Genomic DNA, 13,417 nt, shown 5'->3' with positions numbered 1-13,417 from the left:
TGGTCTTGTCATGGGAACGTCAGAGTCACGCGCGTGCCTGCGCTGGGTGCAGAATCAATCGCAATCGCTCCCCCGAACGATTGCATGATCCGCGTACAAAAAATCATGCCCATGCCGTTGCCGCCTTCTTCGGCGCGCGTTGTCACGGGGTCGATGGTCAGCCGAGCAAGGACGTCGGGCGCGATACCGGGGCCGTTGTCCTCAATCCGGATCATGTGCTGGGCGTTGCCGGCGTCCGGCACGCGGCTGGCAACGATTTGAAGCTTCGGCGCATTGGTGTGCCGCAGCGCCTGCAACGCGTTGCTCGTGAGCGACGAGAGCACCAGCATCACGCAGTTGGGCAGCGTCTGGATCGGAAAATCGTCTTCCACGCGGTACGACACCCATTCGCGCTGCGCGTTCGTGAACGGGTACGTGTCGAACAACGAGCGGATCAGCCCGCCCGCGCTGTTGGGCGTGGCCGCTGTGCCGGGCTTGCCGTAGGTGTTGCGCACGGAGTTCAGGAACGTGGCGATGACGGAGAGGCAATAGCGCGCGTTGTCCTGCACGCGATCGGCCGCGCGGCCGATTTCGGGAAGGGCCCCGGGCGTGGGTTCGGTCTGGTCCACGCGCATGCGGATGCCGCGCGCAAAGTTGGAGATGGCGGCCAGCGGCGTGTTCAGCTCGTGCGCAAGAAAGGCCAGCGTTTCGTCGATTGCCATGAGGCGCTGGGTACGCAAGAGGCGGTCCTGGCGCAGTGCCAGCGCCTCCTGCAGCGAGCGCCGCACGTCTTCGGGCTGATAGGGCTTCTCCAGGATCTTGAACACGCGTCCGGTATTCACGGCCTGGATCAGCAGGTCCTTGTCGGCATATGCGGTGACGAGGATGGTGGCGATGTCGCCGTATTCCGCATCGATGAAGCGCAGCAGTTCGGTGCCGTCGCCGCCCGGCATGCGGAAGTCTGTCAGGACCACGCTGATGCGCTCGTGCGAATCGCGCAGCACGGTCTTGGCCTCTTCGACGCTGTTGGCCGTCAGTACCTCGTAGCCGGCGCCGATCGTGCGCGCGAACCATTTGCAGGCTTGCGCTTCGTCGTCGACGTAGAGAATGGTGACGGTGTCCGGCGTGGTGTCCATGATGCGTCTACTCCGAGCGCGGCAGATCGAATGTGAAGCGCGCCCATTCGCCTTCCTGGCTCGTCACGGCAAGGGTGCCGCCATGACGCTGGATGACGCTGTAGCTGATCGACAGGCCGAGGCCCAGGCCCTTGCCGACATCGCGCGTGGTGAAGAACGGCTCGAACACGCGCGACAGGTTTTTCTCCGAGATGCCAGGGCCGTTATCAGTCACCACCACATGCAGGCGGTTGTTGATCCATTCGGCGGCAATCTCGATGCGGGGGTTCTCGCGCTGCACCTTTTGCATGGCAAGCGCCGCGTTCGACAAGAGGTTGATCAGCACGCCGATGATGGCCGCCTCGTCGCCGCGCACGAGCGTGTCGGCCGGCAGTTTGCGTTCGAGGGTCACACCGCGCAACTCGTGGCTGGTCAGGCGGATGGCAGAGTCAATGGCCTTTTCCGCCAGGAACGGCGCATTTGCCTCGCCTTTCTCGGGGCTGCGGTAGGCGAAGGTCTTCAGGTCCGACACGATGTGCTGCACACGCTGCATGCCTTCCTTGGCATCGGTCAGGCATTCGAGCAGCATCGGGCTGCCCTTGGCGGTCGGGTCTTCCTGCGCCACGGCGATCGCCATGAGGCAGAAGTTGACCGGGTTGTTGATCTCATGCAGCAGGCCCGCCGACAGCGTGCCGATGGCGGCCATCTTTTCCTGCTGCAGAAGCTGGCCCTTGATGTCGGTGAGGTCCTGATTGGTCCGCGCGAGCTGCTCGTTCTTCTGTGCAACTTCTTCCTTGAGCCGGAAAAGCTGGAAGCGCCCGCGCTCATTGAAGTACGTGTAGAGCGTGCTCGTCGCAATCGAGAACAGGATGAACAGCGAATGCACGATGAAGATTTCGCGCGACTGGATGCCGCCCGGATGCAATGTGCACGCAATCACCCAGAAGATATACGTGCAGGTGCCGAATAGCACGGCTTGCAGAAAGCCGATCGGCATCACCATGCCCACCGCGTAGATCGCCAGGTTCAGCCCCGAGTAATACGGAGAACTGGCGCCCTCGGTGTCGTAGATCATCCACGAGATCATGATCTGCGGACAGATCAGCCAGAAGAACGTCAGGCTCTGCACATGCTCTTCGCCCCAGCGCGTATACAGCACAAGCAGCGCGCCGAACATGATGAGCGAGGTGATGACGCGCAGCGAGGCAAACAGCCAGAGCTTGTCCACATACATGCCGTAGTCCAGCCCGACGCCTGCCAGTACCAGCACGATGCCGGTCACGGCCGCCATGCGGCTGAAGACGAGCCGGAACTGCTTCAGCTCGGCCTGGTATCCGCGATGTGTAATGGGCTCCATGCGTGTTCCTGGGCAGCGGATTAAGCGGCGGATGTGGCAAGCCCGGCCACGCTGGCCTGGGCGAATACGTTGACGCCGGTCACGTCGGTATAGACACGTACGTCGTGCGAGCCTTCGGGCAGCAGCTCGGCCATCAGCGGTTCATCGCGATAGACGAGGTACCACTCCAGCACGTGTTCCATCACGAACCGCATCGGGTTGTTGCCGTGAACGTTGGTCGCGAGGATGGCACCGCCGCGGCGCGTGCGCGAAGCAAAGTAGGCAAGCAGCCGCTGGCAGACCTTGTTCGAGAGGTAGTCGAACAGGCCGGCGCAATACACCGCATCGCAATCGCCGGCTTGCGGGCTGTCGGCCGTGATGCGGCGCTTGAGCAGTTGATGCACCGATTCATGCACGAAATCGACGGTGACGGTCTTGCGCGCACGGTCCATCGCACGGCGCATCTGCTCGCGGGTGTAGTCGAGCGTTTCTTCGCTGAAGTCCACCAGTTCGAACGACAGCAACGTTGGTTCCGGATGCTGCTGAATGAAGCGCTGAATTTCCACCGCCGGCCCGCAGCCCACGTTGAGCACCTTGAACGTGCGGCCCGCCGCCTTGGCTTGGGCCGCCAGGTCGCTCAGATACTGCACGAGAATGTCGATGCGGTTGCGGTGCGCCTCCGCCACATCCGTGCGCAGGAAGGCGGCGTTGACGATCTGGAAGTACGTGTTGGGCCCTTCGCGCGGGTCTGAGAGGATCTGGTTGACCATCTCGTAATCGCCCGCATAACCCAGCGGCTTGGTGTACGTGCGATAGATGAACGGCGCGCGCAACAGCAGCGGATGCAGCGCGGCTTGCGCGAACGTGCGGTGCGCCGGCGCAAGCTCCGCCTCGACCTTGCCCGCCTCCGACTCCAGCCCGTCCATGTAGCCCTTGAGCTTGAGCATGATCGGCTCGGCCAGCTCCTGGAAGACATCCATGCGCAGCTTGTTGTCTTCGCGCGGCAATGTCTTCGACAGATCCACCTGTTCCACCCAGCGCGACACTTCGGCCAGGAAGGCTCGCATCTCGTTGACGACGATCTGGTAGTCGCGGTGGATGCGGAACCGTTCCTGCCATTCCTGCACGAACGTTCGCGCTTCTTCGCCCACCGAGGCAGGCGTGTCGGCCACTTCCGACAGCTCGCGCCATTCGTCGATCAGCGTGAGCGAGACGACGGCGGTCAGACCCGTGTTCACCAGGCTGATCACCACCGCCTTGCCGAGATAGGCTTGCCGCGTCCCCATCTTGATCGCGAGTTCGGACAGCACCTCGCTCACCTGCACGATCGAGTAGGGGTTGTAGATCTCCATCACCAGGGCACGCCGCTGCAGCGTGATGATGGTGCCGCGGACCTGCTGACCCTGTGAGTTACGGAAGCTGACCGCGGGATCGATTTGGTTGGGTGAGTACACGGTGCGAATTTGCCGGAGACTTCAGGGAAAACGTCTGCCAAGCGGGACGCTCACTCCAACAACCGCGCACTCGGAGTCGAACTGCGAATCCGGGCACCGCGAACACGGCGCGCCCCGCCGACACTGCCGGGCATGCCGCCGCATCAGTCGTGAAAGCGTGCTTGAAGCCGTCCGCAGACCGTGCGCAATACGCGCCAGCCCGGGCGTCTCTCGCCCAAACCCGCTCCGAGAAAATCGGGGAAGATGATCGACTGCAGCCGGCGCCTTCAGCACTGCTACCGCGGCACCTCTACTGCACGCCGATCAACAGCGTGGCAACGGGAATCGTGCAACCGTGAACCATGACCAGATTGGAACGATGCACTCCCCTGACATCCGCAACGCGCGCTGCTTGAACGCGCGGCCCGCTGCTGCATCCCAAATCGTCTCTCAAGGAGAATCCCGCACAGTAATGAACTCGGGGCGCCGTATCGTATGTTGCATTCCGGTACCCTCGTTCGCCATGATGCCGCAGCTATGCCACGCATGCATCAGGGCGATTCAGCCGGGCCATGCTCTGACGTCATGGCTACCGGATAACGCAATCGATTGTACTTGCCCAATGTGACCCACACAATGCGGAAACCCGCAGTGCAGAGCAAAGCGGAAACACCACCTCAGCGTGATTTGCGGCCGGTGAGCGCGTCCGGATCTTGTTTGTAGTTGGTGAGGAACTGGGTGTAACTGTAGACCTGTGCCGGCAGCAGGTGGCTGGGCATGTCGAACAGGGCGTAGTAGTACGGCTCGCGCCCCTGGCATACCTCCGCGGGCAAGCAATATTGTTCCCACTCCACACAGGCCGGGGTGTACATGCCGTCGCCGGGCCAGAAGAACGGGACGATCTGCTTGTCGTGCAGGCCCTTGAGCAGCGCATCCGGCGCGTTGTACGCCTCGGCGTTTTCCAGGTGCGTGAGCATGCTCGCGTTGGTCTCGATGACCATGAGCGTAGCGCGCCCATCGGCCGTGAGCAGCAGGACGCCGGCGGGGTGCGGATACAGGTAGTACTCGATGAAGCGGTAGCGCGAGGACAGCTCGCGCACGAGCCGTGTGATCGCCGGGTCCGAGAGAAAGCTGAACGAGTGGCGCGACAGCAGATCGCGCAATGTGCTCGACAGGTTGCTGAAGTAGCGCACCTGCAGTGCTTCGATTTCCGCACTGAGCCGCTCCGCCATCGCCGGATTGTCTTTCTTGATGTAGCGGTCGATCAGGCCGTCGTTGAAACCCTGCACGGCGATGTTCTCGTCGGCCATGCCGGTGAGCAGGATCGTCATGCACGGCAGATCTTTGAGCTTGGCGCAGAACTCCAGCCCATTCATGCGCGGCATGGAGTAATCCACCACGATGACCGAGGGCTGAAGGAAGCGGTTGACCTCGTGAATCTGACGGTAGACGCGGTCGACGTCGAGTTGGATGGTGCGGCGCTCGGTTGAGAAGGTCAGATCATCGTGGGTGACGCGCACCGGCAGGAAGCCGGGCATGCGCAGCGAATGCCACTGGCGCAGCCACGCCAGCGCCTCTTCCGGGTCATTGAAGGCCAACAGCGCACGCGATGGGTCCATCTGGAACCCGAGGCTTTCCACGAACGATTGGCTGTCGTCGACCACCACCGTCAGGGTCGGGTGGAAATAGACCGGCAGGGCGCTGTCCTGTTGCATACGTCGGGAGGAATCGGAAGAGGGCAGGGTGCAGCGCAAGGCCGGTTTGGCCGGCGCTGCCCGTTTTCACTACGTTACTGTCTGCCGCCGCCGGGAGCAAGCGGAACCCGTCTGACCTGACGACCCGTTGACGGCCGTCAGTGCACCGCTTTACTCGACAGATTTCACCATGTCTTCGACGACCTTTTTGGCATCGCCAAACACCATCATCGTCTTGTCCATGTAGAACAGCTCGTTGTCGAGCCCGGCGTAGCCCGCGTTCATCGAGCGCTTGTTCACGATGATCGTCTTGGCCTTGTAGGCTTCCAGGATCGGCATGCCGGCAATGGGCGACTTAGGATCGTTCTTGGCGGCCGGGTTGACCACGTCGTTGGCGCCCAGCACGAGCACCACGTCGGCCTGGCCGAACTCACCGTTGATGTCTTCCATCTCGAAGACCTGGTCGTACGGCACTTCGGCTTCGGCCAGCAGCACATTCATATGGCCCGGCATGCGGCCTGCGACCGGGTGGATCGCGTATTTGACCGTCACGCCCTTGTCCGACAGCTTTTCGGTCAGCTCCTTCAGGGCATGCTGCGCGCGCGCCACCGCCAGGCCGTAACCCGGAACGATGATGACCGTTTCGGCATTGCCCATGAGGAAGGCTGCATCATCGGGCGAACCCGATTTGACCGGGCGCTGCTGCCCGCCGCCACCCGCTGCGGCCCCGGCGGATGCTTCGGAACCGAAGCCGCCCAGGATCACGTTGAAGAACGACCGGTTCATCGCCTTGCACATGATGTAAGACAGAATTGCACCGGACGAACCCACCAGCGAGCCAGCGATGATCAGCATCGGGTTGTTGAGCGAGAAGCCGATGCCCGCCGCCGCCCAGCCCGAATACGAGTTCAGCATCGACACCACCACCGGCATGTCGGCGCCGCCGATCGGGATGATGATCAGCACACCCAGCACAAAGGCGATGGCCGTCATGATGATGAACGGCAGCCAGCTTTGGCTCAGGAAGAACAGGATGCCGAAGCCGAGCATGGCCACCGCCAGCAACAGGTTCAGCATGTGCTGGCCGGCAAACTGCACCGGCGCGCCCTGGAACAGTCGGAACTTGTACTTGCCCGACAGCTTGCCGAAGGCGATGACCGAGCCCGAGAACGTGATGGCGCCGACGAACGTGCCGATGAACAGCTCCACGCGGTTGCCCAGCGGCAGCACGTTGTCGCCGGCCATCGTGATGCCGAACGCCGACGGCTCGGCCACGGCGGCCACGGCAATGCACACGGCGGCCAGACCGATCAGCGAGTGCATGGCGGCTACCAGCTCGGGCATCTTGGTCATTTCGACCGTGCGCGCCACATAGGCGCCGATGCCGCCGCCCACCACCAGGCCCGCGAAGATCAGGATGAAACCCGTGGAGGTGCCGCTCTCGGTGCCCGCAAACATCTCGGCCTTGAGCTTATAGATGAGCGCGATGGTCGTGACGGCGGCGATCGCCATGCCCGTCATGCCGAACGCGTTGCCGCGCCGCGCCGTGGTCGGATGCGAAAGCCCCTTGAGCGCCTGGATGAAGCACACCGACGCCAGCAGATACAGCAGGGTGACGAGGTTCATGCTCATTGCTTGGCTCCCTCGCTCTGGCCGCCCTTGGCCTTCGGCTCTTTCTTCTTGAACATCTCAAGCATGCGCTGGGTGACGAGGAAGCCGCCAAACACGTTGACCGCTGCCAATGCCACCGCCACCACGCCCATCGTGCGACCCAGACCCGTCTGCGTCAGGCCGGCTGCCAGCATGGCGCCGACGATGATGATGGCCGAAATGGCATTCGTCACGGCCATCAGCGGCGTATGCAGCGCCGGCGTGACCGTCCAGACCACGTGGTAGCCGACGTAGATCGCCAGCACGAAGATGATCAGATTGATCACCGTGTGATTGACCAGCTCCATGAGTGCTCCTCCTCGCTTCTTGGTCGATGTGCAAAGCGGCCCTGTCATGCAGACACGGGCCGCCTGGCGCGTCAGGTTTCCTTGATGGCCTTGATCTTGTTGCCCTCGCCCAGTAGCACGACTTTGGGCTTGTAGCTGGCGACTTCCTCTTCGTTCATCGGCGCATAGGTGCAGATGATCAGCAGGTCGCCGACGTGGGCGCGGCGTGCAGCGGCGCCGTTGAGCGAGATCTCGCCCGAGCCGCGCTTGCCCTTGATGATGTAGGTGGAGAAACGCTCGCCGTTGTTGACGTTGTACAGCTCGATCTTTTCGTATTCGCGCATGTCGGCGGCATCGAGGAGGTCCTCGTCGATGCCGCAGGAGCCTTCGTAGTCGAGATCGGCCTGGGTGACCGTCGCGCGGTGCAGCTTGGCGCGAAGCATGTTGCGTTGCATGAAGCTTTCCTTGAAACAGAAATGAAATCGCCACTGGCGACCGCGCCGGGTTGTGACGTCCGGCAGGCCGCCGTCTCCGTTCTTATTTGGCGGCGCTCGTGGCTGCGGGAGCGCGCACCACCTGGCCGGCCTGACTGAGCAGGCAGGCGGCCACGATGTCGTCTTCGCGGTTGATGTTCAGGCCGCCATCCTTGTCGATGATCAGCTTGAGGAAGTCGAGCACGTTGCGGGCGTAGAGGGCAGAGGCATCGGCCGCCACCATCGACGGGAGGTTGGTATAGCCCACCAGCGTGACGCCGTGCTTGACGACCACGCGGTCAGCTTCGGTCAGCGGGCAGTTGCCGCCTTGCGCCGCCGCCAGATCGACGACGACCGAGCCCGGTTTCATCGCCTGCACGGTGGCTTCGGACAGCAGCGTTGGCGCGCGGCGGCCCGGGATCAGCGCCGTGGTGATGACGATGTCGGCCTGGGTTGCGCGCGTGTGCACGAGTTCAGCCTGGCGGCGCATCCAGTCGGGCGGCATCGGGCGGGCATAGCCGCCGACGCCTTGCGCGATTTCGCGCTCTTCGTCCGTCAGGAACGGCACGTCGAGAAACTTGGCGCCCAGCGATTCGATCTGCTCTTTCACAGCCGGGCGCACATCGGACGCCTCAATGACGGCACCCAGGCGCTTGGCGGTGGCGATGGCCTGCAGGCCGGCCACCCCGGCGCCGAGGATCAGCACGCGCGCGGCTTTTACGGTGCCGGCGGCGGTCATCAGCATCGGCATGAAGCGCTGGTAATGGTTGGCCGCCACCATCACGGCCTTGTAGCCGGCGATGTTGGCCTGGGAGGAGAGCACGTCCATGCTCTGCGCGCGCGTGGTGCGCGGCGCGGCTTCCAGCGCGAACGCGGTGACGTTGGCAGCAGCGAGGCGGGCCGTGTTCTCGTCATCGAACGGGTTGAGCATGCCGACAAGCACCGCGCCCGGCTGCATCTGCGCCAGTTCGGCGGCTTCCGGCGAGCGCACCTTCAACACGATCTGCGCGCCGAGCGCCTCGGCCGCGGTGCCGATCTTGGCGCCGGCCGCGACATATGCGTCGTCGGGCTGGGCGGCGGCCACGCCGGCACCCGATTGCACCGTCACCTGATGGCCAAGCGCCACGTACTTTTTCACCGTTTCCGGGGTCGCGGCAACGCGCGTCTCGTCCGCCCGCGTCTCCTGCGGGATGCCGATGTGCATCGTGTTCTCTCCTCGCTGATTATGTTTAGGATGCGCGCGAAGTGAACGAAGGCGCGCTGGATCAGGATCGACGTGCAGCTTACCCGAACTTTTTGGCGCACGGACGCTCATCGAATGCCATGTCGAATATCCAAACCGACATGGAATGCGGGCCGATCCTGCGCAAACGTGTGCTCAATTGTTCACAACTGCCCGGCAGGCGGTATGTGCCTGTCCCAACGCCACTGGCGAGCGGGGAGAGCAGCCTCCAGCTACAATAACGCCTTGTTTTTGTTGCCTTTTTGCCATGAACCAAGCTGTCCGCTGGAAACCCAGTGTTACCGTTGCCGCCGTCATCGAACAAGAGGGGCGTTTTCTGCTGGTTGAGGAGCACACCGATGTCGGCTTGCGTCTGAACCAGCCTGCCGGCCATCTCGACCCGGACGAAAGCCTGGTCGACGCCGTCGCGCGCGAGGCGATGGAAGAAACCGCGTACAGCTTTGTGCCGACCGCCCTCCTGGGCTGCTACATGGCGCAGTTCCAACCGCCGCAGGGGGATCCGATCACTTATGTGCGGATGGCCTTTACCGGCGAGCTCGGCCCCCAAGACCCGCGCCGCTCGCTGGACGAAGGCATCGTCCGCACCGTGTGGATGACGCCGGATGAAATCCGCGCCAGCCGCGAGCGCCATCGCAGCCCGCTGCTGCTCGCCTGCGTGGAAGACTACCTGGCCGGCAAGCGCTATCCGCTCGACGTCATCCACACGCACGCCAGTGTGTACGGGCTGGGAGGGCAGCCATGAGCAAGAAGCGCATCGTCGTCGGGATGTCCGGCGGGGTGGATTCGTCCGTCACGGCGTGGCTGCTCAAACAGCAGGGCTACGACGTTGTCGGCCTGTTCATGAAGAACTGGGAAGACGATGACGACAGCGAGTACTGCTCGACCCGACAGGACTGGATCGACGTGGTATCGGTGGCCGACCTGATCGGCGTCGACGTGGAAGCTGTCAACTTTGCCGCCGAGTACAAGGACCGCGTATTTGCGGACTTCCTGCGCGAATATTCGGCCGGCCGCACGCCCAATCCCGACGTGCTGTGCAACGCAGAGATCAAGTTCAAGGCCTTCCTAGATCACGCGATGGCCCTTGGCGCCGACACGATCGCGACCGGGCACTACGCCCGCGTGCGCGAGGTCGACGGCCGCTTCGAACTCCTCAAGGCGTTCGACCACACGAAAGACCAGAGCTATTTCCTGCACCGGCTGAACCAGGCACAGCTCTCGCGCACGCTCTTCCCGCTGGGCGAGATGCCGAAGACGAAGGTGCGTGAGATTGCCGCCGAGATTGGCCTGCCCAACGCCAAGAAGAAGGATTCCACCGGCATCTGCTTTATTGGTGAGCGGCCGTTCCGCGATTTTCTCAACCGCTACCTGCCGACCAAGCCCGGTCCGATCAAGACGCCGGACGGCAAGACCATCGGCGAGCACATCGGCCTGGCGTTCTACACATTGGGACAGCGCAAAGGCATCGGCATCGGCGGCAGCCGCGACGGTAACGGCGACGCCTGGTACGTGGCGCGCAAGGACATGGCGGCCAACACGTTGTACGTGGCGCAGGGTCATGACCACCCGTGGCTGCTCGCGCACACCGTGCACGCCAATGATCTGAGCTGGGTAGCCGGCCATGCGCCCGCCGAAGGCACCCATCTTGGCGCCAAGACGCGTTACCGCCAGGCGGATGCACCTTGCACGGTCGAACGCGCCGCCGATGGCGCGCTCACGCTGACCTTCCCCGAGGCGCAGTGGGCGGTTACGCCGGGTCAATCCGCCGTGCTGTATGACGGTGAAATCTGCCTGGGTGGCGGCATTATTTCGGCGGCTGAACCGGCTGTCGTGGAAAAAGCGATCGCCTGATCGGTTTTTGCAACACTGCGTTGTGCTGGCTGCGGCTGTTGCAGCACTCGTTTAAGCTTGCGCCCTGATTTGTCTCACACAGGGTTGGTCATGCTGCCACGTCGCTACTGGGCCTTCGCGGGCGTTGTGCTGTTGTTTGCCGTCACTGCGGGGTTTGCGGTAGCAGGGCGCCTGCATTGGGTGTGCGCGGTCATTCCAGGCATGTTCGTCATCCTGGGCGTGCACGACATCACGCAGACGCGCCATTCGGTGCTGCGCAATTACCCGCTCTGGGGCCATTTCCGCTTCCTGTTCGAGTTCATTCGCCCGGAAATCCGCCAGTACTTCGTTGAAGACGACACCGACGAAAAACCGTTCTCGCGCGCCCAGCGCAGCATCGTGTATCAGCGCGCCAAGGGCGAAGTCGATAGCCGTCCGTTTGGTACCGAAGTCGATGTGAAGGTGGCGGGGCACGAATGGATCGGCCACTCGCTGGCGCCCACGCGCATTGCCTCGTCAGACTTTCGCGTGATGGTGGGCGAGGGCCGCGCCAAGCCGTATTCGATGTCCGTGTTCAACATTTCGGCGATGAGCTTCGGGGCGCTATCGGGCAATGCCATTCGCGCGCTCAACCGTGGCGCGAGGCTCGGCAACTTCATCCATGACACCGGCGAGGGTTCGATCTCGCCATACCACCGTGAAGAAGGCGGCGACCTGATCTGGGAAGTCGCCTCCGGCTACTTCGGCTGCCGCGACGCCAATGGCCGGTTTGATCCGGACCGCTTTGCCGAACAGGCGCGCAGCCCGCAGGTGAAGATGATCGAGGTGAAGCTGTCGCAGGGCGCCAAGCCGGGCCACGGTGGCGTCTTGCCTGCCGCCAAGGTGACGCCCGAGATTGCGGCCACGCGTGGCATTCAGATCGGCAAGGACTGTATTTCACCCGCCGCGCATTCGGAGTTCAGCACGCCGCTGGGTCTGCTGCAGTTTGTGGATAGCCTGCGCACGCTATCCGGCGGCAAGCCCACTGGCTTCAAGCTCTGCATCGGGCATCCGTGGGAGTTCTTCGGCATCGTCAAGGCGATGCTGGAGTCGGGCATCTTGCCTGACTTCATCGTCGTTGACGGCGCTGAGGGCGGCACGGGCGCGGCACCGCTCGAATTCACAGACCACGTCGGTACGCCGCTGCAGGAGGGACTGCTGCTGGTGCACAACACGCTGGTGGGCACCAACCTGCGCGACAAGATCAGGATCGGCGCGTCGGGCAAGATCGTCACGGCATTCGACGTGGCGCGCACCCTGGCCATGGGTGCCGACTGGTGTAACGCGGCGCGCGGCTTCATGTTTGCGCTCGGCTGCATCCAGGCGCAGAAGTGCCACACCGACCGCTGCCCGACCGGCGTAGCGACACAAGACCCTTCTCGTCAGAAGGCGCTGGTGGTGCCGGACAAGGCCGAGCGCGTGCATCAATATCACGCGCACACGTTGCACGCGCTGCTGGAATTGACGCAGGCAGCCGGCCTGCAGCATCCGGCGGATTTCCGCGCGCACCACATCGTGCGGCGCGTGTCGGGCAACGAGGTGCAGTTGCTCTCGACGCTGCTCAAGTACCTGGAACCCGGCGATCTGCTGGCCGGGCGGTATCGCTTTCAGCTGTACGAACGCTACTGGCCGATGGCCCAGGCCGAGCGGTTTGATCCGGTGGCCGTGTAAGGCCCGGGAGTTTCTGTTGTCACTGCGGCTGGGTTTCCATGAAACTCGGCCGCTTTTCAATGCGCGCGTAGAACGTCGCCAGGTTGGCGTGACGTTCGCGCCAGTCGATCTGCGGTTGGCGGAAATCCAGGTAGGCAAGCGCGCAGCCGACGGCGATGTCGGCCAGCGTCAGGTGATTGCCGTTGCACCAGGTCTTGTCGGCCAGGCCTTGCGACATGGCTTGCAGTGCCTGGTCGATCTTGTGGGTCTGGCGCGCGAGCCACGTTTCGCTGCGCTGTTCCGGCGTGCGCTGCGTATGTTCGATGCGCAGCATGAGCGCCGCGTCGAGCAGGCCGTCGGCCAGCGCCTCCCAGCAGCGCACTTCCACGCGTTCGCGGCTCGAGGGCGGAATGAGGCGCGCCACCGGCGACAGCGTATCGGCGTATTCCGCGATCACGCGCGAGTCGAATAGGGCGCCGCCGTCGTCCATCACCAGGCAGGGCACCTTGCCCAGCGGGTTGAACTGGTGGATCTGCGTACTTGCGCTCCACACGTCTTCCAGCACGAACTGGTAGTCGATTTTCTTTTCAGCCAGGACGACGCGCACCTTGCGGGTGTACGGGCTGGCGTGCGATCCGATCAGTTTCATAGGCATGTCATGTTGGAGGCCGAAGTATAGCTGCGCACT

General features: G+C 63.3%; 12 protein-coding genes. 3 read left to right on the top strand and 9 right to left on the bottom strand.

Going from position 1 to position 13,417, the window contains the following annotated elements; translation table 11 throughout:
* Nucleotides 1-8: 8 nt before the first annotated feature.
* From phcR to ACTJK6_RS16440, 8 genes are all read right to left on the bottom strand, one after another.
* Nucleotides 9-1,115, bottom strand: a complete 1,107-nt coding sequence (gene phcR / locus ACTJK6_RS16475) for a two-component system hybrid sensor histidine kinase/response regulator PhcR (protein WP_260802153.1) — start codon at nucleotides 1,113-1,115, stop codon at nucleotides 9-11.
* Nucleotides 1,116-1,122: 7 nt separating this feature from the next.
* Nucleotides 1,123-2,451, bottom strand: a complete 1,329-nt coding sequence (gene phcS / locus ACTJK6_RS16470) for a two-component system sensor histidine kinase PhcS (RefSeq protein WP_440839571.1) — start codon at nucleotides 2,449-2,451, stop codon at nucleotides 1,123-1,125.
* Between the two features lie 20 nt (nucleotides 2,452-2,471).
* Nucleotides 2,472-3,884 carry a class I SAM-dependent methyltransferase PhcB gene (gene phcB / locus ACTJK6_RS16465; protein ID WP_260802152.1) on the bottom strand — a complete coding sequence of 471 codons (1,413 nt, stop codon included), beginning with the start codon at nucleotides 3,882-3,884 and terminating at the stop codon, nucleotides 2,472-2,474.
* 656 nt (nucleotides 3,885-4,540) lie between these two features.
* Complete coding sequence (locus tag ACTJK6_RS16460; RefSeq protein WP_260802151.1) at nucleotides 4,541-5,578, bottom strand: response regulator; 1,038 nt, start codon at nucleotides 5,576-5,578, stop codon at nucleotides 4,541-4,543.
* A gap of 150 nt (nucleotides 5,579-5,728) precedes the next feature.
* The gene (locus tag ACTJK6_RS16455; protein ID WP_260802150.1) at nucleotides 5,729-7,189 is read right to left on the bottom strand and encodes an NAD(P)(+) transhydrogenase (Re/Si-specific) subunit beta; all 1,461 of its coding nucleotides are present in this window, start codon (nucleotides 7,187-7,189) and stop codon (nucleotides 5,729-5,731) included.
* On the bottom strand, nucleotides 7,186-7,515 hold the full coding sequence (locus ACTJK6_RS16450; RefSeq protein WP_024979075.1) for an NAD(P) transhydrogenase subunit alpha: 330 nt from the start codon (nucleotides 7,513-7,515) through the stop codon (nucleotides 7,186-7,188). Before ACTJK6_RS16450 ends, ACTJK6_RS16455 begins: the two co-directional genes overlap by 4 nt.
* A gap of 71 nt (nucleotides 7,516-7,586) precedes the next feature.
* Complete coding sequence (gene panD, locus ACTJK6_RS16445; RefSeq protein ID WP_009241493.1) at nucleotides 7,587-7,949, bottom strand: aspartate 1-decarboxylase; 363 nt, start codon at nucleotides 7,947-7,949, stop codon at nucleotides 7,587-7,589.
* An 82-nt stretch (nucleotides 7,950-8,031) separates the two neighbouring features.
* Nucleotides 8,032-9,171 (bottom strand): Re/Si-specific NAD(P)(+) transhydrogenase subunit alpha, encoded by a 1,140-nt coding sequence (locus tag ACTJK6_RS16440; protein WP_322017587.1) that lies wholly within the window; start codon nucleotides 9,169-9,171, stop codon nucleotides 8,032-8,034.
* Between the two features lie 286 nt (nucleotides 9,172-9,457).
* Here ACTJK6_RS16440 and ACTJK6_RS16435 point away from each other — a divergent pair, with 286 nt between their 5' ends.
* The 3 genes from ACTJK6_RS16435 (at nucleotide 9,458) to ACTJK6_RS16425 (ending at nucleotide 12,750) form a co-directional block, all read left to right on the top strand.
* Entirely contained in the window at nucleotides 9,458-9,952 is a 495-nt protein-coding gene (locus ACTJK6_RS16435) for an NUDIX hydrolase (protein ID WP_440839569.1), read from the top strand.
* Entirely contained in the window at nucleotides 9,949-11,061 is a 1,113-nt protein-coding gene (gene mnmA / locus ACTJK6_RS16430; protein WP_440839568.1) for a tRNA 2-thiouridine(34) synthase MnmA, read from the top strand. Before ACTJK6_RS16435 ends, mnmA begins: the two co-directional genes overlap by 4 nt.
* A gap of 90 nt (nucleotides 11,062-11,151) precedes the next feature.
* Nucleotides 11,152-12,750: an FMN-binding glutamate synthase family protein gene (locus tag ACTJK6_RS16425; RefSeq protein ID WP_440839567.1), complete on the top strand. Its 1,599-nt coding sequence runs from the start codon at nucleotides 11,152-11,154 to the stop codon at nucleotides 12,748-12,750.
* Nucleotides 12,751-12,769: 19 nt separating this feature from the next.
* Here ACTJK6_RS16425 and ACTJK6_RS16420 read toward each other — a convergent pair whose 3' ends face one another.
* Nucleotides 12,770-13,378 carry a glutathione S-transferase gene (locus ACTJK6_RS16420; RefSeq protein ID WP_232040979.1) on the bottom strand — a complete coding sequence of 203 codons (609 nt, stop codon included), beginning with the start codon at nucleotides 13,376-13,378 and terminating at the stop codon, nucleotides 12,770-12,772.
* Nucleotides 13,379-13,417 lie beyond the last annotated feature (39 nt).

It is taken from the genome of Ralstonia sp. 22086, from assembly GCF_052045975.1.
GTDB lineage: Bacteria > Pseudomonadota > Gammaproteobacteria > Burkholderiales > Burkholderiaceae > Ralstonia > Ralstonia wenshanensis.
The sequence above is the reverse complement of the archived record's forward strand: the minus strand, read 5'-3'. Positions and strand labels throughout refer to the sequence as shown.